Source organism: Pseudomonas sp. Sample_16, assembly GCF_004307665.1.
GTDB lineage: Bacteria > Pseudomonadota > Gammaproteobacteria > Pseudomonadales > Pseudomonadaceae > Aquipseudomonas.
Genome location: NZ_RCOB01000060.1, coordinates 40,033 through 64,720 on the forward strand (window position 1 = coordinate 40,033; position 24,688 = coordinate 64,720).

Genomic DNA, 24,688 nt, shown 5'->3' on the forward strand with positions numbered 1-24,688 from the left:
CCGCCGCGGCTGACGTCACATGGTTGAACTGTCGACCATTAGCGTGAGCCCGACCCATGTCCATTCAGAATGACCTGACCGCCCTGGTTTTACCTTCGGGCAGTCGACTTGTAGCCGATGAAACCGAAAACCGCCTGAGCCTCAGCCTTGACGGCCAACCGCTGGTCCAGCTGCGCCTGACTCGCGATCCTGAGCTGCAGCTGCAGCGGGAGGAAGGCTGCGGCCAACCGAATGTAGCGGCTCTGTGGGCGGCCTGTTATTGGCTGTTCGCCCGGGATCCGGCCTGCCAGCGCCTGACCTGGCATCTCGATGAAGCCCCGGCCGAGGCATTGCTCAGTGGTTTGCTGGTCACCACGGACACGCCCAATCAATACCGTTGTGAGCGCACGCTGTTCTGGCAGTTGCCACAGCCGTGGCGGGTGCAATTGACCAACAGCTATCCCCAGCAAATGGTCATCAGTGGCGGCAAGCGTCACCCTTTGCGGCCGGGCAAGCCACGAGGCGAGGTTTACCGACGATTCGATGCGCGCCTGGGCATGTGGATTTCTCTGCGCACCGTGGACATCGATGTCGATCTGGCGCGTTTCAATCGGTGGCAGAACAGCGCGCGAGTGGCGAGTTTCTGGCAGGAGGAGGGCAGCCTCGAACAGCATCGCGAGTACCTGAGCAAACTCCAGGCCGACCCCCACACCCTGACGCTGATCGGTTGTTTCGACGATCAACCGTTTGCCTATTACGAAGCCTATTGGGCCAAGGAAGATCGCATCGCACCGTTCTACGATGCCAACGATTATGACCGTGGCATCCACATGCTGGTGGGCGAGGAGAATCACCGTGGCCCGCACAAGGTGGCGAGCTGGTTATCGGCGTTGGTGCATTACCTGTTTCTTGATGATCCGCGTACGCAGCGAGTGGTCGCCGAGCCCCGGGCCGACAACGCCAGGATGATCGGCTACATGCAGGATCAGCGGTTTTACCGCGAGAAAGAGTTCGACTTCCCGCACAAGCGTGCCGCGTTGATGGTGTTGGGGCGTGAGCGGTTTTTCGAGCGGTGTGGGTTGGTGTGAAGGGGAGGGCTCAAGGCTTGTTCTGATCTTGAGTCCGTCATCGCTAGCAGGCTAGCTCCCACAATGGAACTTTGGTGTACATGGTTTTCGTGAACACCAGAGATCAATGTAGGAGCTAGCTTGCTAGCGATTGGGGTGACGCAAATTTCAGATCTTAACGATGAGCAAAGGTATCCGCCCGACTGCCCGAGACCTTGCGGCAGTGCACCAGTGCATCGCGAATCATGAAGTTCACCAGGGTTGGCGAGACGCCGAGTTCCTTGGCGATGTCTTTCTGTGGCACGCCGTGCAAGCGATACATCTCGAAAGCGTAGCGGGTGCGGCTCGGCAGCTCTGTCAGTGCGTCGGCGATGTTTTCCAGGGTCGAGAAATTGATGTGCGACGTTTCCGGCGAAGCTCCCTGGATCACCACGTTCAGACCTTCCTCTTCAGGCCCGGAATACTTTTGCTCCAGTGCCTGTTTACGGTAGTGATCAATCGCCAGGTTGCGCACGATCTGGAACAGATAGCTGAGCTGGGCCTTGAACGACGACGTGATCTGCGGTGCGGATTGCAGCCGGAAAAACGCGTCCTGTACCACGTCTTCAGCGCGTGATCGGCAGCCGGTGATGCGGGCTGCAATCTTGACCAGAATCAGTCGATTGTCGACGAATGCCTGAAGTAGCGGTGAATCGCACCTGCTTGTGGATACTTGTTCCGTCATTGGAAATCACCTTGCTGCAAATAGGGTCGTGGGACGACAGGGGGGCAGACTCGTCCTACACATCGAGCGACAAATTATGTTGAATGATAATGATTGTCAATTGAGAAAGAGAACTAATGCTCCTCAAAGGTGCAGAGTGCGAACTGCGACACGCTGACGCACGCTTGCCGCCTCCCGGCCTGGTTGGCGCTAACGCCTGCCGACTAATTATTTCCAGATGTCATCCGTCCTCATTGGTGAATGGCTCCGGGCAGTTGCCCTGGCACAACCGTATGCCCAATGCCTTGCGCGGTCGGCAAAGACCGCGCCCTGCGCGCCCTTGAATGGGGCGTGACGTCAGAAAAACCGATTCCATTTGCAAGCCGAATTCAGGCAGGAAAGCTCATGACCGACGCGTTCGAACTCCCCAGCACACTGGCCCACGCCCTTCAGCGCCGCGCGGCCCTGACGCCGGACCGTGTGGCCTTGCGTTTTCTCGCCGAAACCCGGGATCAGGCTGTGGTGCTCAGTTATCGCGAGCTGGATCAACGGGCGCGAATCATTGCCGGTGCGTTACAGGCCGAGGCGGATTTTGGCGACCGTGCGGTGTTGCTGTTTCCCAGTGGCCCGGATTACGTCGCGGCGTTTTTCGGTTGCCTGTATGCCGGCGTGATTGCAGTGCCGGCTTATCCGCCAGAGTCTGCCAAGCGTCATCATCAGGAGCGTTTGCTGTCGATCATCAGCGACGCCGAGCCGCGCCTGTTGCTGACCATCGCCGACCTGTGTGATGCGTTGCTGCAAATCGAAGGCGCGCCGCCGTTGCTGTGTGTCGATACCCTTGACAGCGCCATGGCCGAGCGTTGGCAGGCACCGCATCTGCAAGACGCTCACATCGCATTCCTGCAATACACCTCCGGCTCCACCGCGCTGCCCAAAGGCGTGCAAGTCAGCCACGGCAATCTGGTAGCCAATGAGTTGCTGATCCGCCACGGTTTCGGGATCGACCTCAACCCCGATGACGTGATCGTCAGCTGGCTGCCGCTGTACCACGACATGGGGTTGATCGGCGGCCTGCTGCAACCGATTTTCAGCGGCGTAGAATGCGTGCTGATGTCGCCGGCGTACTTCCTCGGCCGGCCGCTACGCTGGCTCGAAGCGATCAGTGAATATGGCGGCACCATCAGCGGCGGGCCGGACTTTGCCTATCGCCTGTGCAGCGAGCGAGTCAGTGATTCGGCGCTGGAGCGCCTCGACCTGAGCCGTTGGCGCGTGGCGTATTCCGGTTCCGAACCGATCCGCCTCGACACTCTGGAGCACTTTGCCGAAAAGTTTGCCGGCTGCGGTTTCACGGCGGACAACTTCATGGCTTCTTATGGTCTGGCTGAAGCCACGCTGTTCGTCGCCGGTACGCCGCGCGGCCATGGCATCGGCAACCTGCGCGTGGACGATCAGGCCCTGACGCAGAACCGCGCCGAGCCGGGCGAGGGCAGTGCGATCATGAGCTGCGGCATCGCTCAGCCGGATCACGCGGTGTTGATTGTCGATCCAGCGTCGCACACTGAACTGGCCGACAATGCCGTCGGCGAAGTCTGGGCCGCCGGCCCGAGTATCGCCCACGGATACTGGCGCAACCCCGAAGCCTCGGCCAAGACGTTCGTCCAGCACGCCGGTCGTACCTGGCTGCGCACCGGTGACCTGGGTTTCATGCGCGGCGGTGAGTTGTTCATCACCGGCCGCCTGAAAGACATGCTGATCGTGCGCGGTCACAATCTTTATCCGCAGGACATCGAACAGACCGTCGAGCGTGAAGTGGAGGTCGTGCGCAAAGGGCGCGTTGCTGCGTTCGCCGTCAGCGTGGACGGACAGGAAGGCATCGGCATCGCTGCGGAAATCAGCCGCAGCGTGCAAAAAATCCTCCCGCCCGAAGCGCTGATCAAAGCGATTCGCCAGGCTGTTGCCGAGGCCTGTCAGCAAGCACCCAGCGTGGTAGTGCTGCTCAATCCGGGCGCACTGCCCAAGACTTCCAGCGGCAAATTGCAGCGCTCGGCGTGCCGCAATCGCCTGGCGGATGGCAGCCTCGACAGCTATGCCGTGTTCCCGTCAGCCACGACCGAAAGCGCAGGCAATCCCGAATCGGGCTCTGAGCTGCAAAGCCTGATAGGCCGGATCTGGTGCGAACAATTACAGGTCGAGCAAGTGAGCGCCGACGATCACTTCTTCCTGCTCGGTGGCAACTCCATTGCGGCCACTCAGGTGGTGGCGCGTCTGCGCGAGGAACTGGGGCTGGAGTTGAACCTGCGCCAGCTGTTCGAAGCACCGACCCTCGGCGCATTTGCCGCTGCGCTGGCTCGCCAGCAACAGGACGGTGGCCTTGCCCAAAGCACAATCACTGTGCTGTCGCGCCATCAACCGATGCCGCAATCCCTGGCGCAAAACCGTCTGTGGATCACCTGGCAACTCGACCCCGTGAGCTGCGCCTACAACATTCCCGGCGCCCTGCGCCTGCGTGGCGAGTTGAATCAAGACGCCTTGTGCGCCAGTTTCCAGCAGTTGATCGAACGCCATGAATCCCTGCGTACACGCTTCTTCGAGCGCGACGGCGTGGCACTGCAACAAGTCATTGCGGCCGGTGAGTTCAATCTGCAACTGATCGACATCAGCGATCTGCCCCTGGCCGAACGTGAAACCCGTGCGCAGCAAATCCGCGAAGACGAAGCGCGGACTCAGTTCGATCTGGAGAAAGGTCCATTGTTCTGGGTGACGCTGGTGCGCCTTGACGACGAAGATCATCAGCTGTTGCTGACGATGCATCACATCATCGCCGACGGTTGGTCGCTGAACGTGTTGATCGACGAGTTCGCACGGTTGTACGCAGCGGCCTGTCAGGGGCAGCAAGCAACGCTCGCGCCGTTGCCAGCCCAATACGCCGACTTCGGCAACTGGCAGCGGCAATGGCTGGCGCAAGGCGAGGGCGAGCGTCAATTGGCCTACTGGAAAGAGCAGTTGGGCGATGAACATCCCACCCTGAACCTGGCCACCGACCATCCGCGCTCGGCCCAACAACTGCACAGCGCCACCCGCCACACCGTGCGTTTGGACGTCGCCCTGAGCGACGCGATTCGCCAGACCGCGCAGGCCCATGAATCGACCACCTTCATGCTGTTGCTGGCCGCGCTGCAAAGCCTGTTGCATCGCTACAGCGGCCAGCGTGATATCCGCATCGGCGTACCGAACGCCAACCGCCCGCGCCTGGAAACCCAGGGCCTGATCGGTTTCTTCATCAACACCCAGGTACTGCGCGCCGAACTGGATTCGCGGATGCCCTTCACCGAACTGCTGGCGCAAACCCGGCACGCGGCAATGGGGGCGCAAGCGCATCAGGACTTGCCGTTCGAACAACTGCTCGAAGCCTTCCCGCAGGCCCGTGAACAAGGCTTGTTCCAGGTCATGTTCAACCACCAGCAGCGCGACCTCAGCGCCTTGAAGCGCCTCCCGGGGTTGCTCGCTGAAGAGTTGCCGTGGCATAGCCGCCAAGCCAAGTTCGATCTGCAATTGCACAGTGAGGAAGATCGTAACGGCCGCTTGAGCCTGTCGTTCGATTACGCCAGCGAGCTGTTCGACGGGACGACCATCGAACGGCTGTCCGAGCATTTCAATCACCTGTTGCGCGCCATCTGTGCTCAACCGCAAACCGCCATCGGCGACCTGCAACTGCTGACCGTTACGGAACACGAGCAGCAGGCCGACTGGTCCGTTGCACCGTGCACGCCCGCCAGCCAATGGCTGCCGGAACTGCTCAACGAACAGGCACGCCAGACTCCGGAACGCACCGCGCTGCTGTGGGACGGCGGTCAAATGGACTTCGCTGAACTGCACACCCAGGCCAATCGCCTAGCCCATTACCTGCGTGACAAAGGCGTGGGGCCGGATGTCTGCGTGGCCATCGCCTGCGAGCGTTCGCCGCAACTTCTGATCGGCCTGCTGGCGATCATCAAGGCTGGCGGCGCCTATGTGCCGCTGGACCCGGATTACCCCGCTGAACGCCTGGCCTACATGCTCGGCGACAGCGGCGTGCAATTGCTGCTGACGCAGACTCAATTGTTGGAGCACTTGCCGGCGCCTGACGGCGTCAGCGTGATCGCCATGGATGCCCTGCATCTGGAGCGCTGGCCGAGCCACGCGCCGGGTTTGCACCTGCACGGCGACAACCTCGCGTACGTGATTTACACCTCTGGCTCCACTGGCCAGCCCAAAGGTGTCGGCAACACCCACGCGGCGCTCGCCGAACGCCTGCAATGGATGCAGAACACCTATCGCCTGAACGACAGCGACGTGCTGATGCAAAAGGCGCCGATCAGTTTCGACGTGTCGGTGTGGGAGTGCTTCTGGCCGCTGATCAGCGGCGCACGGCTGCTGATCGCCAGCCCTGGCGAACACCGCGACCCGCACCGTATCGCGCAGCTTGTGCAGACGTACGGCGTGACCACGCTGCACTTTGTGCCGCCGCTGCTTTCACTGTTCATCGATGAACCGCTCAGCGCGCAATGTACCTGCCTGCGACGCGTATTCTCCGGCGGCGAAGCCTTGCCAGCGGAGCTGCGCAACCGCGTGCTGGCGCAACTGCCAGCCGTACAGTTGCACAACCGCTACGGTCCGACCGAAACCGCGATCAACGTCACCCATTGGCAGTGCTCCAGCGCCGATGACGAACGCTCGCCGATTGGCCGGCCATTGGCCAACGTGATTTGCCGCGTACTCGACAGCGAACTCAACCCTGTTCCGGCCGGCGTGCCGGGTGAGTTGTGCATCAGTGGCATTGGTTTGGCGCGAGGCTATCTGGGCCGTCCTGGCTTGACCGCTGAGCGCTTTGTCGTCGATCCATTGGGCGAGCAGGGCGCCCGTCTGTATCGCACCGGTGATCGTGCACGCTGGACTGGCGACGGCGTGATCGAATACCTCGGTCGCCTCGATCAGCAGCTCAAGTTGCGCGGCTTCCGCGTCGAACCGCAAGAAATCGAAGCGCGACTGCTTGCCCAGGATGGCGTGGCTCAAACTGTCGTGTTGGTGCGCGAAACTTCGGCCGGCGGACAACTGATCGCTTACTACACCACGACGGATCCCACCGAAGCCATCGATGCGCAAACCGCCCGCCTGAAAAATGCCTTGGCGGCTGAGCTGCCCGAATACATGGTTCCAGCGCAACTGATGCGCCTGACTGAAATGCCCCTCGGCCCGAGCGGCAAACTCGACCGACGCGCTCTGCCGGAACCGCAGTGGCAGGTTCGCGAACACGTCGAACCCGTGACTGAACTGGAGCAACAGCTCGCCGGCATCTGGCGCGAAGTGCTGGGTCTGGCGCAAGTCGGCCTGCGCGACGACTTCTTCGCCCTCGGCGGCCACTCGCTGCTGGCCACGCAAATCATTGCCCGCACCCGTCAGGCCTGCGACATCGAGTTGCCGTTGCGTGCGCTGTTCGAGAACAGCGAACTGGGCGCATTTGCCGAGCAGGTGCGCCTGATCCAGGCCAGTGGCAGCACCAACAAACAGCCACCCATCGAGACAGTCGACCGCAGCCAACCGGTGCCGCTGTCCTATTCCCAGCAGCGCATGTGGTTCCTCTGGCAGATGGAGCCGGACAGTCCGGCCTACAACGTCGGCGGCATGGCAAGACTGCGCGGGGTGCTGGATGTCGGGCGCTTCGAAGCAGCCTTGCAAGCGCTGATCCTGCGCCACGAAACCTTGCGCACGACATTCCCGAGCGTCGATGGCGTGCCGCATCAGCAGGTGCATGTCGAGACGGGCGTGCGCATGGACTGCAAGGATTTCACTGCGCTGGAGGCCGAGGCGCGCGAGTGGCAAGTCCAGCAACTGGCCGATGCGCAAGCGCACAAGCCGTTCGATCTGGAAAGCGGACCGCTGCTGCGCGCCTGCCTGGTCAAGACTACCGAGCAGGAGCACTACTTCGTACTGACCTTGCACCACATCGTCACCGAAGGTTGGGCGATGGACATTTTTGCCCGCGAATTGAGCGCGCTTTACGAAGCGTTCGTCGATGACCACGAATCGCCGCTGGCGCCGCTACCGGTGCAGTACCTCGATTACAGCGTGTGGCAGCGGCAGTGGCTGGAGTCCGGTGAGCGTCAGCGCCAGCTCGACTACTGGACAACGCAACTGGGCCGTGAACATCCGCTGCTGGAATTGCCCGCCGACCGTCCGCGTCCACCAGTGCAAAGCCATCAAGGTGAGTTGTACCGTTTCGACCTGAGCGACGACCTCGCGGCCCGGGTCCGCGCTTTCAATGCACAAAACGGTCTGACCCTGTTCATGACCATGACTGCCGCCCTGGCTACGCTGTTGTACCGCTACAGCGGCCAGACCGATTTGCGCATCGGCGCTCCGGTGGCTAACCGGATTCGTCCGGAAAGCGAAGGACTGATTGGCGCGTTCCTCAACACCCAGGTGCTGCGTTGCCAGCTCGACGGGCAGATGTCCGTGGGCGAGTTGTTCGAGCAGGTTCGCCACACGGTCATCGAAGGCCAGTCCCATCAGGACTTGCCGTTCGATCATCTGGTGGAAGCCTTGCAACCGCCGCGAAGCGCCGCCTATAACCCCCTGTTCCAAGTGATGTGCAACGTGCAGCGCTGGGAATTCCAGCAGAGTCGTCGCCTGGCCGGCATGACCGTCGAGTACCTGGCCAACGATGCCCGCGCGACCAAGTTCGACCTCAACCTGGAAGTCACTGACCTCGACCATCGCCTGGGTTGCTGCCTGACCTACAGCACTGATTTGTTCGACGAACCGCGGATTGCGCGCATGGCCGGGCATTGGCGCAACCTGCTCGAAGCGTTGATTGCCGATCCGCAACAGCGACTCAGTGAACTGCCGCTACTGGAGGCGGCGGAACAAACCAGGCTGCTCGATAGCCTTGGCGTCGAACCGGGCGAACATCGTCTGGACCAGTGCATCCATCAGCTGTTCAGCGCGCAGGCGTGTGCCCGCCCCAATGCCCCGGCACTGACGTTCGCCGGGCAAACCTTGAGCTATGCCGAACTCGACAGCCGATCCAATCGCCTGGCGTGGATGCTGCGCGAGCGCGGCGTCGGGCCGCAGGTGCGCGTGGGCCTGGCATTGGCGCGTTCGCTGGAGATGGTCGTCGGCCTGCTGGCGATCCTGAAGGCCGGTGGCGCCTATGTGCCGCTGGACCCGGAATACCCGCTCGATCGATTGCATTACATGATCGAAGACAGCGGCGTCGGCCTGCTCTTGAGCGATGCGGCAATGTTCAAAGCCTTGGGCGAATTGCCGTCGACGGTCGGCCGCTGGTGCGTGGAAGAAGATGCGGCAAGCCTGGCTGATTATCCCGTTACCGAGTTGCCGTTTATCAGCCTGCCGCAACATCAGGCGTACCTGATCTACACCTCGGGCTCCACCGGCAAACCGAAAGGCGTGGTGGTGCCCCACGGTGAAATCGCCATGCACTGTCGTGCAGTGATCGAGCGCTTTGCCATGCGCCCGGACGACTGCGAACTGCATTTCTATTCGATCAACTTCGACGCTGCGACCGAGCGTTTGCTGGTGCCGTTGTTGAGTGGCGCGCAAGTGGTTCTGCGGGCGCAGGGCCAATGGGATGCCGAAGAAATCTGCGCGTTGATCCGCACCCATCGCATCAATGTCCTCGGTTTCACCCCGAGCTACGGCAGCCAGTTGGCGCAGTGGCTGGCGACCCGCAACGAGACGCTGCCGGTGCGCATGATCATCACTGGCGGTGAAGCCCTGACCGGTGAGCACCTGGCGCGCATTCGCGCAGCGTTCAAACCGAGCGCGTTCTTCAATGCCTACGGCCCGACGGAAACCGTGGTCATGCCGCTGGCCAGTCTGGCCCCGCAGGTGTTGGAAGAAGGTCTGGGCAGCGTGCCGATCGGCAGCGTCATCGGTGATCGCGTGGCGTACATCCTCGACGCCGATCTGGCATTGGTGCCGCAAGGCGCGACTGGTGAGTTGTACGTTGGTGGCGCGGGCCTGGCCCAGGGTTATCACCAGCGCCCGGGCATGACCGCTGAACGCTTTGTGGCTGACCCGTTCGCCGACAACGGCGGGCGTATTTATCGCACTGGCGATCTGGTGCGCCAACGCGCGAATGGTTTGGTGGAGTACCTGGGACGGATTGACCATCAGGTAAAAATTCGTGGTTTCCGCATCGAACTGGGTGAAATCGAAACCCGCCTGCTGGAACATCCGTCGGTCCGTGAAGCCGTGGTGTTGGCGCTGGATGCACCGAGTGGCAAGCAACTGGTTGGCTATCTGGTGAGCGAAGTCGCAGAGCTTGGCGAAGCGCAACAGGCCGAACTGCGCGAAGCGCTCAAGGCGCATCTCAAGTCGCAACTGCCGGATTACATGGTACCCACGCACCTGATTCTGCTGGCCAGCATGCCGCTGACCGCCAACGGCAAACTTGACCGCCGTGCGCTGCCGGCGCCGGACCCGGAGCTGAACCGTCAGCAGTACGTGGCGCCGGGCAACGAACTGGAAGTCACGCTGGCGCAGATCTGGTGTGAAGTGCTGAACGTCGAACCGGTTGGGCTCAACGACAACTTCTTCGAACTGGGCGGCGACTCGATCCTGTCGATCCAGGTGGTCAGCCGCGCGCGGCAGCAGGGCATTCATTTCAGCCCGCGTGATCTGTTCCAGCATCAGACTGTGCAGACCCTCGCCGCCGTGGCGACCCGCACCGAGCAGGTCACCGCCGAACAAGGATTGCTCAGCGGCGAGTCGCGCCTGACGCCGATCCAGCACTGGTTCTTCGACACCGATATTCCACAGCGCCAACACTGGAACCAGGCGTTGCTGCTGCAACCGACCGCACCGCTGGAACCCCATTGCCTGGAGCAGGCGTTGCTGGCAGTGATCGAGCAACACGATGCCCTGCGCCTGCGCTTCAGCAAGGTGGCTGGCCAGTGGCATGCTGAACATCAGGCGATGGCCGATACGCCGGTGCTGTGGCAGGTGCGCGTTGCCTCCATGGACAAATGCGCCGCGCTGTTCGCCGACGCCCAGCGCAGCCTCGACCTCGAAGAAGGACCGCTGATGCGCGTGCTGCTGGTCGATGGTCCCGAGGGCCAGCAACGGCTGTTCATCGCGATTCACCACTTGGTGGTCGATGGTGTTTCCTGGCGTGTGCTGCTCGACGATCTGCAAACCGTTTACCGCCAACTCGACGCGCAGCAGTCGCTGAAACTGCCGGCCAAAACCAGTGCGTTCAAGGACTGGGCCGCACGCTTGCAGGCCTATGCCGGCAGCGAATCCCTGCGCGAAGAGCTGGGCTGGTGGCAGGCGCAACTGGCGGGGCCGAGCGCCGATTTGCCGTGTGATCGTCCCGAGGGTGGTCGGCAAAATCGTCACGCGCAAACCGTCAGCGTGCGCCTCGACAGCGAACGCACCCGGCAACTGCTGCAACAGGCGCCGAGCGCTTATCGCACCCAGGTCAACGACCTGCTGCTGACCGCATTGGCCCGTGTGCTGTGCCGTTGGAGCGGTCACGCCTCGGCGTTGATTCAACTGGAAGGCCATGGCCGCGAAACGCTGTTCGACGAGATTGACCTGACTCGCACTGTCGGCTGGTTCACCAGTGCTTATCCGCTGCGCCTGACCCCGTCGAACATTGAAGAGGCTGCAGGACAGGGCGCTTCGATCAAGGCGATCAAGGAGCAACTGCGCGCCGTGCCGCACAAAGGCCTGGGTTATGGCGTGCTGCGATATCTCGCCGACGACCAGAGTCGCCGCAGCATGGCCGCGTTGCCAGTGGCGCCGGTCACCTTCAACTACCTGGGGCAGTTCGACCAGAGCTTTGGTGTCGATGCGCTGTTCCATCCACTGGATGAAACCATCGGCGCGGCCCACGATGCCAATGCACCGTTGCCAAACGAGTTGAGCGTCGACGGTCAGGTCTACGGTGGGGAACTGGTATTGCGCTGGACCTTCAGCGCCGATCGCCACGATCCACAGACCATCGGCGATCTGGCGGACGCCTACCTTGGCGAATTGCGAAGCCTGATCGAGCATTGCCTGCGTGATGACGTCGGCGGCCTGACGCCGTCGGACTTCCCGCTGGCCCGGCTCAACCAGACGCAACTGGATGCGCTACCGGTTCCGGCGGCGGTGATCGAGGATGTCTACCCACTGACCCCGATGCAGGAAGGCATGCTGCTGCACACCTTGCTGGAACCGGGTACCGGCCTGTACTACATGCAGGATCGCTATCGCATCAACAGCGAACTTGATCCGCAGCGTTTCACCCAGGCCTGGCAAGCGGTCATCGCTCGTCACGAAGCCTTGCGCGCGTCGTTCTGCTGGAACGTCGGCGAAGACATGTTGCAGGTTATCCACAAACCGGGCACTACGCCGATCGAATACCTCGACTGGAGCGCTATCTCTGAGGCCGAGCAGGAACCGAAGCTGCAGACATTGCTCAAGACCGAGCGTGAGGCCGGCTTCGATCTGCTCAACCAGGCACCGTTCCACTTGCGCCTGATTCGTGTAGGGGCGGCGCGCTACTGGTTCATGATGAGCAACCATCACATCCTCATCGATGCCTGGTGCCGCTCGCTGTTGATGAACGATTTCTTCGAAATCTACAGTGCCTTCGGCGAGGGCCGGGATGCGCAACTGGCGGTGCCGCCGCGTTACCGCGATTACATCGGCTGGCTGCAACGCCAGAGCCTGGCCGAAGCGCGGCAGTGGTGGAAAACCAACCTGCAAGGCTTTGAACGCACGACGCCGATCCCGAGCGACCGGCCGTTTTTGCGCGAGCATGCCGGCGACAGCGGCGGCATGCTCGTCGGCGACCGCTACACAAAACTCGACGCCCGTGACGGTGCACGATTGCGTGAACTGGCGCAGGCCCATCAACTGACCATCAACACGTTTGCCCAGGCAGCGTGGGCTTTGGTGCTGCGGCGCTTGAGCGGTGATCGTGACGTGTTGTTCGGTGTCACGGTGGCCGGGCGACCGGTGCAGATGCCAGAGATGCAACGCACTGTCGGCCTGTTCATCAACAGCATCGCGCTGCGGGTAAAAATGCCTCAGGACGATCGGCGTTGCAGCGTGCGCCAATGGCTCAGCGACTTGCTCGACAGCAACATGCAACTGCGCGAGTACGAATACCTGCCGTTGGTGAATATCCAGGAACAAAGCGAATTGCCCAAGGGCCAGCCGCTGTTCGACAGCCTGTTCGTGTTCGAAAACGCTCCGGTGGAAACCTCGGTGCTGGACCGTGCGCAGAGCCTCAACGCCACTTCCGATTCGGGTCGCACCCACACCAACTTCCCGCTCACGGCGGTGTGCTATCCGGGTGACGACCTGGGCTTGCACCTGTCCTATGACCAGCGCTACTTCGATGAAAACACCGTCGAGCGCATGCTCGGTGAGTTCAAGCGATTGTTGCTGGCGTTGGTCGAAGGCTTCCACGGTGACATGGCCGATCTGCCGTTGCTGGGAGCCGAGGAGCAGGCGTTTCTGATCCACGCCTGCAACCAGAGCGAGCACCATTACCCGCTGGAGCAAAGCTATGTCGCTTTGTTCGAAGCGCAAGTGGCCGCGCATCCGCAGCGGATCGCCGCCAGTTGCCTGAATGAGCAGCACAGTTACGCCGAGTTGAATCAGCGCGCCAACCGGCTCGGTCATGCGCTGATAGCGTCCGGTGTCGGGCTGGATCAACCGGTGGCCTTGCTGGCCGAGCGCAACCTCGATCTGCTGGGCATGATCATCGGTAGCTTCAAGGCCGGGGCGGGTTATCTGCCGCTGGACCCGGGGCTGCCGAGCCAGCGCCTGAGCCGCATCATCGATCTGAGCCGTACGCCATTGCTGGTGTGCACGCAGGCCTGTCGCGAGCAAGCGCTTGGGCTGCTGGAAGAATTCAGCTGTGCCAATCGGCCTCGATTGCTGGTCTGGGAACAGGTGCAGGCGAGCGATGTTGCGTTGGGCAATCCGGGTATCTACAGCGCCCCGGACAACCTGGCCTACGTGATCTACACCTCCGGTTCCACCGGTTTGCCCAAGGGGGTGATGGTCGAACAGCGCGGCATGCTCAACAACCAGTTGAGCAAGGTGCCGTATCTGGACCTGAGCGAGTCCGACGTGATCGCGCAGACGGCTTCGCAAAGCTTCGACATTTCGGTCTGGCAGTTCCTCGCTGCGCCGTTGTTCGGTGCACGGGTGGACATCGTGCCGAACAGCATCGCCCACGATCCGCAAGGCTTGCTGGCCCACGTGCAGAACCAGGGCATCACTGTGCTGGAAAGCGTGCCGTCGTTGATCCAGGGCATGCTCGCTCAGGAGCGGATGAGCCTCGATGGCTTGCGCTGGATGCTGCCGACCGGGGAAGCGATGCCGCCTGAACTGGCGCATCAATGGTTGCAGCGTTACCCGGCCATCGGCCTGGTGAATGCCTACGGCCCGGCGGAGTGCTCGGATGACGTGGCGTTTTTCCGCGTGGACACGGCCTCCACCCGCGGCAGTTATTTGCCGATCGGTACGCCGACCGACAACAACCGCTTGTACCTGCTCGACGGCGCACTGGAACTGGTACCGCTGGGCGCGGTGGGCGAGTTGTGCGTCGCTGGCACCGGCGTCGGACGCGGTTACGTCAGCGATCCGCTGCGCACCGCGCAGGTGTTCGTGCCCAACCCGTTTGGCGCACCGGGCGAGCGTTTGTATCGCACCGGCGACCTGGCTCGGCGTCGCAACGACGGCGTGCTGGAGTACGTCGGGCGCATCGATCACCAGGTGAAAATTCGCGGTTACCGCATCGAGTTGGGTGAAATCGAAGCGCGCCTGCATGAACAGCCGCAAGTACGCGACGCGGCGGTCGGTGTGCAGGAAGGTGCGAATGGCAAGCATCTGGTCGGCTATCTGGTGCCTGCCGATTCAACGCTCAATCCAGCCGAATGCCTGGAACGCATCAAGCAGCGCCTGCGCGCCGAACTGCCGGAATACATGGTGCCGCTGCACTGGCTGTGGCTGGACAAAATGCCGCTCAACGCCAACGGCAAACTGGACCGCAAGGCGCTGCCGGTGCTGGAAATCGGTCAGTTGCAAAGCCAGGATTACCAGGCGCCGCGCAATGAGCTTGAGCAGACCCTGGCCGCTATCTGGGCCGAGGTATTGAAGGTGGAGAAGGTCGGTGTTCGCGACAATTTCTTCGAGTTGGGCGGGCATTCGCTGCTGGCCACCCAGATCGCCTCGCGGGTGCAGAAAACCCTGCAAAGGGATGTACCGTTGCGGGCGATGTTCGAATGCAGCACGGTGGAAGAACTGGCCGGTTACATCGACGGGCTGGCGGCCAGTGAGATCACCGAGGACAAGGTGGATCGGCTGAATGATCTGATGGCGCAGCTGGAGGGGCTTTGATTCTTTAGTGCCTGGGCTGACGCCATCGCTGGCAAGCCAGCTCCCACAGTGATTGATGTCGTGCACAAAATCCATGTTCGACTCAGAACCCTGTGGGAGCTGGCTTGCCAGCGATGGCGTCAGCAGGAATACATACATTGGTGCGATTGACTGCAACCTGCCAGCCGCGCAGTCTTGCTGTTCCATTTTTACTGGCGCAGACACGATGCCTTTCGTAACCCTAGACGGCCAACCCCTCCATTACATTGATCAAGGCTCTGGTCCGGCAGTCCTGCTGGCCGGCAGTTATCTGTGGGACCAGACCATGTGGGCGCCGCAGATCGCGGCGCTATCACAACAGTATCGAGTCATCGCGCTGGACCTGTGGGGCCACGGTGAATCGGGGGCGTTGCCTGCTGGCACGGCATCGCTGGACGATGTGGCGCGCCAGGCCTTGGCATTGCTCGATCATTTGAATATCGCGCGTGTGACCCTGATCGGCCTGTCGGTCGGCGGCATGTGGGGCGTACGCCTGGCGTTGTCGGCACCGCAGCGGCTCAATGGCCTGGTGTTGATGGACACCTATGTCGGTGTCGAGCCGGAACCGACCCGCCAGTACTATTTTTCGTTGTTCGACATGATCGAACAAAGCGGCGTGATTGCACCGCAGTTGCTGGACATCGTGGTACCGATTTTCTTCCGTCCGGGCATCGATCCGCAGTCGGCGTTGTATCAGGCGTTCCGCGCCAAACTCGCCGCATTGCCAGCGCAACGTCTGCGTGAAAGCATCGTACCGATGGGCCGGATTACGTTCGCGCGTGATGATCTGTTGCCGCGTCTGGGCGAACTGGACGCGGCGAGTACGCTTGTATTGTGTGGCGATCAGGACAAGCCGCGTCCACCAAGCGAAGCGCAGGAAATGGCCGAGCTGATCGGTTGTCCCTGTGTGCTGGTGCCGGAGGCGGGGCATATTTCCAATCTGGAGAATCCGCAGTTTGTCACTGAGGCGTTGCTCGAGTTTTTGGCTCAAAGAAATTAGTTGGTTTGAGATCGTTCCCACGCTCTGCGTTTGAGATCGTTCCCACGCTCTGCGTGGGAATGCCTCTTCGGACGCTCTGCGTCCGGCTCTGGAAGGGCGCGAAGCGTCCCGAGCTGCATTCCCGCGCGGAGCGTGGGAACGATCAAAATCAGAACACTATTTAGGCCCGAGAATCTTCGCCAGTTTGTCCGGCGACGGCGCACCTTGCTGCTGTTGCAGTTCACCCTTGCTGTCCATGTAGAAAATGGCCGGAGTGGCTTGCAGCTCCAGGTCTTCCATCAACTGCATGTTGGCCGCCAGTTTCGCCGCAATTGCCGGTGGCACTTCCTTCAGGGCTTTAAGCGTACTGGCCTTGCCGGCGGATTCGTGGTCTTGCAACGCTTTTTGCGGGTCCTTGGCGGCGAGCAGGGCGGCGGATTTACCGGGGCTGTCTTCGCGGATGATGCCGACCATGATGTGACGCAGCTGCACTTTGCCGGCCTTGACCCATGGCCGCGCCTGTTCCCAGAACATGTTGCAGTAAGGGCAGTTCGGGTCACTGAACATGTAGACGATACGCGGCGCATCCTTGCTGCCATCGGCAATCCAGTTGCTCGCTTCCATCTTGCCCCAGACTTCCTTGGCCATTGGCGCGTACACCAGTTTCTGCAACGGTGCGCTGCTCAGGTCATTGCCTTGGGCGTCATACAGATTGCCCAGCAGCACGTGTTTGCCGTCCGGCGTCAGGTACAGCGCCATGCCTCGGTTCTGGTATTGCGCGGCGTACCCGCGCAAGCCATCAGGGGCATCGAACTGGCCGACGATCTTCGCGCCTTTGGCTTCGATCTTTTTGATCGCCTCGGGCAACTCTTCGGCCTGCACCCATGGCAAGTGCAGCAGGACGGCACCGAGGCTCAGGGTCAGCAGATGGCGGAGGCGGGGCATGGCAGTTTCCTTGAAGAGGTGGCAGGTACGGAATCGAAGTTTTCCAGGGCGCGGGCCAGGCTGGCCTGCGACAGTTCACCCAGATGGCTGCCCAGCAAGCGACCGTCGGGGCTGTAGAACAGCGTAGTTGGCAATGCCATTGAGCCGACGGCCTGACCCAGGCGACCACTGCCGTCGAACAATACATTGGACAGACTGAGGCCTTGGGTTTCCAGGAACGTTGCGACGCTTTGCATGCTTTCGGCCTGATTGACGAACAGGAACGTCAGGTCCGGGCGTTGCTGTTGAGCGTTCTCCAGCACCGGCATTTCCCGGCGGCATGGCGGACACCAGGTGGCCCACAGATTGATCACCAGCGGGCCGCCCTTGTAGTCGGCCAGTTGCACCGTTTCACCGGCGGCATTACGCAAGGCGATTTCCGGCAAGCGCGTGCCTTGCTCGTAGATCGCCAGGGAGAAGGTCGCCAATAGCCAGAACGCCAGGCCGCTGGCGACACCAAAGCCCAAAGGGCGGCGCAAACCCGGTCGACGCCAGCCTCGGTACAGGGTGGCAAGCACCAGCGCGATCACCCCCGGCCAAGCGAGGAAACCGCCGTCGCGCAGGTCGATGATCTGCCAGGGATCACTGCGATAGTGGTTCCAGTAAACGGCGACGAAACCGACCCGCGCCGCGAGCATGCCGATCAGGAACAGACTGAACAGCGCCGACTCTGGGTTCTCGCCCCCACGTTTGGCCACTCGCCAACCGACAAAGGTCGCCAGTGCCAAGGCACTGATCAGCAGCAGGTGGTTCAGCGCGATTGCAAAGGTGCCGAGGGTGAAGGTCAGCATTAGCGAGCGTCTCGGGTGGTGGTCCAGCGTTTCAGGAACGTGTCGGCATCGACCTCGCCGGTGATGCGTTGGCTGCGACGCTCAACGCCGTCGGCACCGATCCACAACAGGCTCGGCGGCCCCGGTACTTTGTAGCGACCGAGCAGTTCACGGCTGGCGGCATTGTCGGCGGTGACGTCCAGCCGGAGCAAGCGCACATCGCTCAAGGCTTCAAGCACGCTGGTTTTACCGAACACTTGTTTTTCCATGACCTTGCACGCCACGCACCAGTCGGCGTAGTAATCGAGCAGTACCCATTGGCCCTGCGCTTGCGCCGCGTCGAGTTCCCGTTGCAGGGCTTGCGGGTCCTTGACGGTAGTGAAGGCGTCGTGACCGACCGGGACAGCCGCAACGGCCGAGTTCGAAGCGCGGAAAACCTGCAATGGTTTGAACAAATCATCGCTGCCGCCTGCTGCGCCGATCATCAACAAGCCTCCCCACATGCCCAGCAACAACGAAGTAGCACCGAACAGATGCGCCACGCGACCGAAGCCGTCCGATTGCTTCCAGGCGCTGTAGGCCGCAATCACCAGCAACGCGCCACACAAACCGACCCACAGGGACTCATCCAGCACCGGACGCAGCATCAGCAGCGCAGTGGCGAGGAACAGGAAACCGAAAATGCCTTTGACCAGGTTCATCCAGGCGCCAGGCTTGGGCATGAAGCGATTGCCGACCGTCACCAGCAACAGCAGCGGCATGCCAATGCCAATGCCCAGGGCAAACAGGATCAGCCCGCCGTGCAACGCGTTGCCACTTTGCGCGATGTAGAGCAGGGCGCCGGCCAGCGGCGCGGTCATGCACGGCCCCACCAACAGGCCAGACAAAGCCCCCAGCACACCGGCGCCGACCAGGCTGCCGCCGCGCTGATTGCGCGAGACATTTTCCAGCCGATCACGAACCGCCACCGGCAATTGCAGTTCGAAGAAGCCGAACATCGGTAACGCCAACAATACGAAAATCGCCGCGAAGCTGCCCAGTAGCCAAGGATTTTGCAACAGTGCCTGCAGATTCGCCCCCAACAGCGCCGCCAGCACACCCATCGCTGCGTAGACCAATGCCATGCTCACCACATAACTGCCTGCGAGGGCAAAACCGCGCTTGGTCGAGGCGCCGCTGCCGACGATCAAACCCGCCAGAATCGGCAACATCGGCAGCGAGCAGGGGGTAAACGCCAGCAACAGTCCGAGGCCGAAAAACACCAGCAAGCTCCAACCCAATGCCTGCTTTTGCAGGCCGCTGGCCAATGCCTGGTCCGGCGCTTCGTCAGTTGCAACGGCGGCGTCGCTGTTACCCAGGTCCACGACCTGGGTTTGTGGCGGATAACACAAACCTGCGTCGGCACAGCCCTGGAATCCGACCTTGACCTGACCCGTGGCACCGGCAGGAATCTTCAACTCCAGACCCTGGCGATAGACTTGCTGATCACCGAAAAACTCGTCGCTGTGCGCTTCGCCCTGCGGTAATGCAGGTTGCTGCCCGATCGGTAAACCGTCGAACTTCAGCCGCTTCTGATACAGGTAATAGCCGTCGGCGATCTGCCAGAACAATTGGGTTTCGCCGGACTCAAGGCGCTGCGAGGTAAAGACAAACGCTTTGTCGACCGGCAGAAACTCTGGCTTGGTTGCAAACGGATCAGTGCCGGCCTGGGTCAGGCCGGAGAACAACAGGGCGACGAGTAGGAACAGATGGCGCATGGAAAAGCCTTATCTTTTGCAAGTGAGCAGCACAATGGGTGGCGACGATTAACCGATGATTAACCTTGGCAGCCTTGTGGCAATGGCACTTGCGGCATAATGTCCGCTTAATCGGTCGCCGGCCTAATCCGCTTTATTTACACGAGGCTCTTATGCACGTACTGGTTTGCGAAGACGATGAGTTGATCGCCAGCGGCATCGTCGCCGGCCTGACCGCCCAGGGCCTGACCGTTGAGCACGTGGCCACCGCGTCTGCAGCCCGGGCGATGCTCAAGGTGGCGGAGTTCGACGTGATGGTGCTCGACCTCGGTCTGCCCGATGAAGACGGCCTGAAGTTACTTCAGCAATTGCGCCACAACGGTCTGGAGTTACCGGTGTTGATCCTCACGGCCAGGGACTCGGTCATTGACCGCGTCGACGGTCTGCAGGCCGGCGCCGACGACTATTTGCTCAAGCCTTTCGACCTGCGCGAACTGGCCGCGCGCCTGCATACGCTGTTGCGGCGGGTGGCAGGGCGTAGTGTCAATCTGATCGAACACGGCGCCCTGACCTACGACCCGAGCAGCCGCGAAACCACGCTCGCCGGTCGGCCGGTGGACCTCTCGCGTCGCGAACAGTCGCTGTTGCAGGCCCTGCTGCATAACCGTGGCCGGGTGTTGTCCACCGAGCAACTCAAGGACAGCGTCTACGGCTTCAACGACGAACTGGAAAGCAACGCCCTCAACGTGCATATCCATCACCTGCGCAGCAAACTGGGTAAAGGCATCGTTGAAACAGTGCGCGGTCTGGGCTATCGCCTGGGGCCGGCCGACGGGGGAGATCAATCGAAGTGATGAGTTTGCGTTTGCGCCTGAGCCTGACGCTCGGCGCCGCGTTTGCGCTGATCTGGGCGCTGGCCGCGGCCTGGATGCTCAGCGACTTGCGCAACCAGATGATGTTCTCCCTCGACCAGCGCCTGGTGGCTTCGGCGCGGATGGTCGCCGGGCTGATGGAGCAATTGCCGCCATTGCCGAGCAAGGGCGAGGGCACGCATTTCAGTGCCGAACAGCTGAGCATTCCCGGTGGCATGGCGTGCCAGGTCAGCTCGCTGCGTGGGGAAATCCTCGCCCGCAGTCACACGGACCCTGGCCAGACCCTGGAAGCCGAAAAAATGGGCTTCCACGATCAGATGATCGACGGCGCACCGTGGCGCAGTTTTACCCTGGCGCGAGGCGATCTGCGGATCACCACCGCCGATCGGCAAATCGAACGGGAAGCGTTGAACATGTCGATCCTGCTGGCCGCTTCGGTGCCGGTGGGTGTGGCGCTGCTGGGTTGCCTGTGCCTGTTGTGGCTGGGGATCGGCCAGGGACTGGCGCCGCTCAATCGCATGCGCGATGCCTTGATGCGTCGCAGCGCCGACTCCCTGGAACCTTTGCAGGTTCAGCCGTTACCCAGCGAACTGCAACCACTGCTCGATACGCAGAACCAGCTGTTCCAGCGCATCGGCAAGACCATCGAGCGCGAGCGCCGGCTGACCGGTGACGCGGCCCATGAATTGCGCAGCCCGCTGACCGCGATCAAGACCCATCTGCAGGTGGCGCGCATGACCGATGGCGCGGCTCGGGATCAGTCCCTGGCCCGGGCCGAGGAGGGCGCCGACCGTCTGCACCGCACGCTTGAACAATTGTTGTTGCTGGCCCGGGTCGAGGGCAGTTTGTCGTTTGACGACGGTGTGCAATGCAGCGCTGAGCAGGTGGCAAAACTGGCGATTCAGGACGCCGCCGGTGGTGATCGCCAGCGCATTAAATTGCAATTGCCCGCCAGGGTCTCCCAGGCGCCGGTACAAATGCCTGCGGTGCTGTCGATTGCCGCGCTGCGCAACTTGCTGGACAACGCCTTGCGCCATACGCCCGGCGAAGGTGAGGTTGAGCTCAGCCTGCAAACCAGCGGCAACCGTGTGCAGTTCGTGGTCCGCGATCATGGGCCGGGCATTGCCGAGGATGACGTGCAACACCTGACCCAGCGATTCTGGCGCAACGGTCAAAGCACCGGTTGCGGTCTCGGCCTGGCAATTGTCCAGGCCATCGTCCAGCGCTGTGGTTGTACGTTGCATTTCGACAGCCGCCCGGATGGGTTGCGGGTTGAATTGAGCATGCCGTTGCAACCGGTCTGACCAAACACCACAGGTCTTGTGTTGGCCGCATCAACCTGGCACGACACATTACCTGTGGGAGCTGGCTTGCCAGCGATGAGGTCGGCAGATTCAGCATCAATATCGCCTGCCAGGACGCCATCGCGGGCAAGTCGAATCGTCGCACCGCCGCTCCCGCGGGCGCTACATCAAATGTAACTTCTCTGCATTGGTCGTCCGGCTCTCGTACAACTATCGTTCCGTGACACTCAATGGATTGAGGTAACGGCGCCATGGACGAACCCATACATACCTGCAAGGCGACTCCGGCCGACGCCGGTATCATCAGCCGCATCATCGAGCGCTCCATTCGGGTCGGTTGCGCCCTCGACCATCGTAATCAGCCGCAAGTCGTTGCGACCTGGACGCAAAATCAAACCCACGAAAACATCCTGCTTTGGCTCTCGGATCAACACCTGTACCTCAACCTCGCCCTGCTGCACGACAAACCGGTGGGGGTGGCGATGGCGTCGAATCAGGGGCAGGTTGCGTTCTGCTATGTGATGCCGGAGTGGTTTCGTCGCGGGGTCGGCCAAGCGTTGGTGCGCGATCTCGAGGGCTGGCTGATCAATCAGGGGCTGCGCCAGTCGCGATTGAACAGCACGCGAACCGGCGAAGCCTTTTATCGGCGCCTGGGCTACCAGCCGCAGGCCGAACCCCTGACAGTGGCGGGTCTCCCCGTCATCCCTATGCACAAAGCCTTGTCGAAGGTCTAAATCCTTGAGCCCCTGATGCGTTTCCACAACAGGAAAACCTTATTGAGGGGTCGAGAGATGTCAGTCGCTACCAGTCTTATCGAAGATCAGCCGGCCCGGGTCGCCCCGACCGAGTCGCTTTATCAGTTCGCCGAATCGCCGTTACTGGCCCGTCAGAGCCAACAGGAATCCAACGCCCGCAGCTACCCGCGACGCATTCCACTGGCCCTCAAGCGCGCCAAGGGCATTCATGTCGAAGACGTCGAAGGTCGCACGTTCATCGACTGCCTGGCGGGCGCCGGTACCCTTGCGTTGGGGCATAACCATCCGGTGGTGATCGAAGCCATCCAGCAAGTGCTGACTGACGAGTTGCCTCTGCATACGCTTGACCTGACGACGCCGGTCAAGGACCGGTTCGTACAGGACCTGTTCGGCTTGTTGCCGCCAGCACTGGCCGCGCAAGCGAAAATCCAGTTCTGCGGTCCCACCGGCACCGATGCCGTAGAAGCGGCGCTGAAACTGGTGCGCACCGCCACCGGTCGCAGCACCGTTTTGTCGTTCCAGGGCGGTTACCACGGCATGAGCCAGGGCGCGTTGAGCCTGATGGGCAGTCTGGGGCCGAAAAAGCCGCTGGGCGCTTTGCTCGGCAATGGCGTGCAGTTCATGCCGTACCCTTACGATTACCGTTGCCCCTTTGGTTTGGGCGGCGCGCAAGGGGTCAAGGCCAACTTGAGTTATCTGGAAAACCTGTTGAACGATCCGGAAGCCGGAGTGCTATTGCCGGCGGCGGTGATCGTTGAAGTTGTGCAGGGCGAGGGCGGGGTGATCCCGGCCGATCTGGACTGGTTGCGTGGGTTGCGCCGGATTACCGAAAAGGCTGGCGTCGCGTTGATCGTCGACGAGATTCAGAGCGGTTTCGCCCGCACCGGCAAGATGTTCGCCTTCGAGCATGCGGGGATCATTCCGGACGTGGTGGTGATGTCCAAGGCCATCGGCGGCAGTCTGCCGTTGGCGGTGGTGGTGTATCGAGACTGGCTCGACACCTGGTTGCCGGGCGCCCATGCCGGGACGTTCCGTGGCAATCAGATGGCCATGGCTGCCGGTTCTGCGGTGATGCGTTACCTGGTTGAACACAAAGTGTGCGAACACGCCACCGCCATGGGCGAGCGCTTGAGCGAACACTTGCGCATCCTGCAGCGCGACTTCCCGCAACTGGGTGACATTCGCGGTCGTGGCTTGATGCTTGGCGTCGAACTGGTCGACCCGACGGGGGCGCTGGACGCGTTGGGGCATCCGCCTGCCTTTGCGCGTTTGGCGCCGCTGGTGCAGCGCGAATGCCTCAAGCGTGGCTTGATCCTGGAACTGGGTGGCCGGCATGGCGCGGTGGTGCGTTTCCTGCCGCCGCTGGTGATTACCGCCGCAGAAATCGACCGCGTCGCCGAGATTTTCGGCCGGGCATTGGCCGCTGCAACCACCGGGCTTTAAATTTTCCGGGGGCCGGAACGTTCCTTCTACATCGCGGCTGCACGCAGCGTGCGGCCCACCCTAAAGTGATGGAGAAACAGCATGACTTCAGTATTCGACCGCGAGGACATCCTCTTTCAGGTCGTGGTCAACCACGAAGAGCAATACTCGATCTGGCCCGACTACAAAGCTGTGCCGCAAGGCTGGCGTACCGTGGGCAAGAGCGGGTTGAAAAAGGAGTGCCTGGCTTACATCGAGGAGACCTGGACTGACATGCGTCCGTTGAGCTTGCGGCGCAAGATGGATGAGCAGGGTGTGGCTCTCTAAGATTTTTTTTGTTTTGGTGGTGTACATATCCGTTGCTGTGGTAACGGCGGCTTTTACGTTGTGAGGTGTACATATCCGTTGCTGTGGTAGCGGCGGCTTTACGTTGTGAGGTGTACATATCCGTTGCTGCGGTAACGGCGGCTTAGGGTTCCGCTCTTACAGCGGGTCACTTTGAAAAGCGCAAAGTAACCAAACGCTCTTGCCCCTTTCGTTCGGTGCCTCGCCTAGGCTCGGCATGCCCTCGCTCCGGTCCTGCTCCGTGGGCCCGCCGCCATCGGCCATCCATGGCCGGGGGCGGCTAACCCGGCATCCCTGCCGGGTTGCCCACTACGCAGAACCTCCACTCGGCCTCTCGATGGGGCAAGAAA

At 61.7% G+C, this 24,688-nt stretch carries 12 protein-coding genes; 8 read left to right on the forward strand and 4 right to left on the reverse strand.

What is annotated here, in order from left to right; genetic code table 11:
• Positions 1-56: 56 nt before the first annotated feature.
• Positions 57-1,067, forward strand: a complete 1,011-nt coding sequence (locus tag D8U69_RS08740; protein ID WP_130907130.1) for a GNAT family N-acetyltransferase — start codon at positions 57-59, stop codon at positions 1,065-1,067.
• A 154-nt stretch (positions 1,068-1,221) separates the two neighbouring features.
• On the opposite strand, the gene D8U69_RS08745 is transcribed toward D8U69_RS08740, so the two are convergent.
• Positions 1,222-1,770: an RNA polymerase factor sigma-70 gene (locus D8U69_RS08745; RefSeq protein WP_130907131.1), complete on the reverse strand. Its 549-nt coding sequence runs from the start codon at positions 1,768-1,770 to the stop codon at positions 1,222-1,224.
• Between the two features lie 384 nt (positions 1,771-2,154).
• Between D8U69_RS08745 and D8U69_RS08750 the strand changes: the two genes are divergently transcribed.
• Together D8U69_RS08750 and D8U69_RS08755 are read left to right on the forward strand one after the other, a co-directional pair.
• Positions 2,155-15,153 carry a non-ribosomal peptide synthetase gene (locus tag D8U69_RS08750; RefSeq protein ID WP_130907132.1) on the forward strand — a complete coding sequence of 4,333 codons (12,999 nt, stop codon included), beginning with the start codon at positions 2,155-2,157 and terminating at the stop codon, positions 15,151-15,153.
• A 205-nt stretch (positions 15,154-15,358) separates the two neighbouring features.
• On the forward strand, positions 15,359-16,171 hold the full coding sequence (locus tag D8U69_RS08755; RefSeq protein WP_130907133.1) for an alpha/beta fold hydrolase: 813 nt from the start codon (positions 15,359-15,361) through the stop codon (positions 16,169-16,171).
• A 156-nt stretch (positions 16,172-16,327) separates the two neighbouring features.
• Here the strand turns inward: D8U69_RS08755 and dsbG are convergent, their stop codons facing one another.
• The 3 genes from dsbG to dsbD are packed head-to-tail and all read right to left on the reverse strand — an operon-like array spanning position 16,328 to position 19,661.
• Positions 16,328-17,095 (reverse strand): thiol:disulfide interchange protein DsbG, encoded by a 768-nt coding sequence (gene dsbG, locus D8U69_RS08760; RefSeq protein ID WP_130907134.1) that lies wholly within the window; start codon positions 17,093-17,095, stop codon positions 16,328-16,330.
• Positions 17,071-17,925, reverse strand: coding sequence for a TlpA disulfide reductase family protein (locus D8U69_RS08765; RefSeq protein ID WP_056856340.1), 855 nt, complete (start codon positions 17,923-17,925; stop codon positions 17,071-17,073). Before D8U69_RS08765 ends, dsbG begins: the two co-directional genes overlap by 25 nt.
• A complete protein-coding gene (dsbD, locus tag D8U69_RS08770) occupies positions 17,925-19,661 on the reverse strand; it encodes a protein-disulfide reductase DsbD (RefSeq protein WP_130907135.1) in 1,737 nt (578 codons plus the stop codon). Before dsbD ends, D8U69_RS08765 begins: the two co-directional genes overlap by 1 nt.
• A gap of 152 nt (positions 19,662-19,813) precedes the next feature.
• Between dsbD and D8U69_RS08775 the strand changes: the two genes are divergently transcribed.
• The 5 genes from D8U69_RS08775 (at position 19,814) to D8U69_RS08795 (ending at position 24,320) form a co-directional block, all read left to right on the forward strand.
• Positions 19,814-20,494, forward strand: a complete 681-nt coding sequence (locus D8U69_RS08775; protein WP_056856338.1) for a response regulator — start codon at positions 19,814-19,816, stop codon at positions 20,492-20,494.
• The gene (locus D8U69_RS08780) at positions 20,491-21,816 is read left to right on the forward strand and encodes an ATP-binding protein (protein WP_056856337.1); all 1,326 of its coding nucleotides are present in this window, start codon (positions 20,491-20,493) and stop codon (positions 21,814-21,816) included. The genes D8U69_RS08775 and D8U69_RS08780 overlap by 4 nt, the downstream gene beginning before the upstream one ends.
• 251 nt (positions 21,817-22,067) lie before the next feature.
• Complete coding sequence (locus tag D8U69_RS08785) at positions 22,068-22,550, forward strand: GNAT family N-acetyltransferase (protein ID WP_130907136.1); 483 nt, start codon at positions 22,068-22,070, stop codon at positions 22,548-22,550.
• A 57-nt stretch (positions 22,551-22,607) separates the two neighbouring features.
• Entirely contained in the window at positions 22,608-24,014 is a 1,407-nt protein-coding gene (locus D8U69_RS08790) for an aspartate aminotransferase family protein (RefSeq protein ID WP_056856335.1), read from the forward strand.
• Positions 24,015-24,095: 81 nt separating this feature from the next.
• Positions 24,096-24,320 carry an MbtH family protein gene (locus tag D8U69_RS08795; RefSeq protein ID WP_056856334.1) on the forward strand — a complete coding sequence of 75 codons (225 nt, stop codon included), beginning with the start codon at positions 24,096-24,098 and terminating at the stop codon, positions 24,318-24,320.
• Positions 24,321-24,688 lie beyond the last annotated feature (368 nt).

Bases quoted from the DNA above. Each gene is read 5' to 3' on its own strand.
- D8U69_RS08740 (WP_130907130.1), top strand. From the start codon at position 57: ATGTCCATTCAGAATGACCTGACCGCCCTGGTTTTACCTTCGGGCAGT.
- D8U69_RS08745 (WP_130907131.1), bottom strand. From the start codon at position 1,770: ATGACGGAACAAGTATCCACAAGCAGGTGCGATTCACCGCTACTTCAG.
- D8U69_RS08750 (WP_130907132.1), top strand. From the start codon at position 2,155: ATGACCGACGCGTTCGAACTCCCCAGCACACTGGCCCACGCCCTTCAG.
- D8U69_RS08755 (WP_130907133.1), top strand. From the start codon at position 15,359: ATGCCTTTCGTAACCCTAGACGGCCAACCCCTCCATTACATTGATCAA.
- dsbG (WP_130907134.1), bottom strand. From the start codon at position 17,095: ATGCCCCGCCTCCGCCATCTGCTGACCCTGAGCCTCGGTGCCGTCCTG.
- D8U69_RS08765 (WP_056856340.1), bottom strand. From the start codon at position 17,925: ATGCTGACCTTCACCCTCGGCACCTTTGCAATCGCGCTGAACCACCTG.
- dsbD (WP_130907135.1), bottom strand. From the start codon at position 19,661: ATGCGCCATCTGTTCCTACTCGTCGCCCTGTTGTTCTCCGGCCTGACC.
- D8U69_RS08775 (WP_056856338.1), top strand. From the start codon at position 19,814: ATGCACGTACTGGTTTGCGAAGACGATGAGTTGATCGCCAGCGGCATC.
- D8U69_RS08785 (WP_130907136.1), top strand. From the start codon at position 22,068: ATGGACGAACCCATACATACCTGCAAGGCGACTCCGGCCGACGCCGGT.
- D8U69_RS08790 (WP_056856335.1), top strand. From the start codon at position 22,608: ATGTCAGTCGCTACCAGTCTTATCGAAGATCAGCCGGCCCGGGTCGCC.
- D8U69_RS08795 (WP_056856334.1), top strand. From the start codon at position 24,096: ATGACTTCAGTATTCGACCGCGAGGACATCCTCTTTCAGGTCGTGGTC.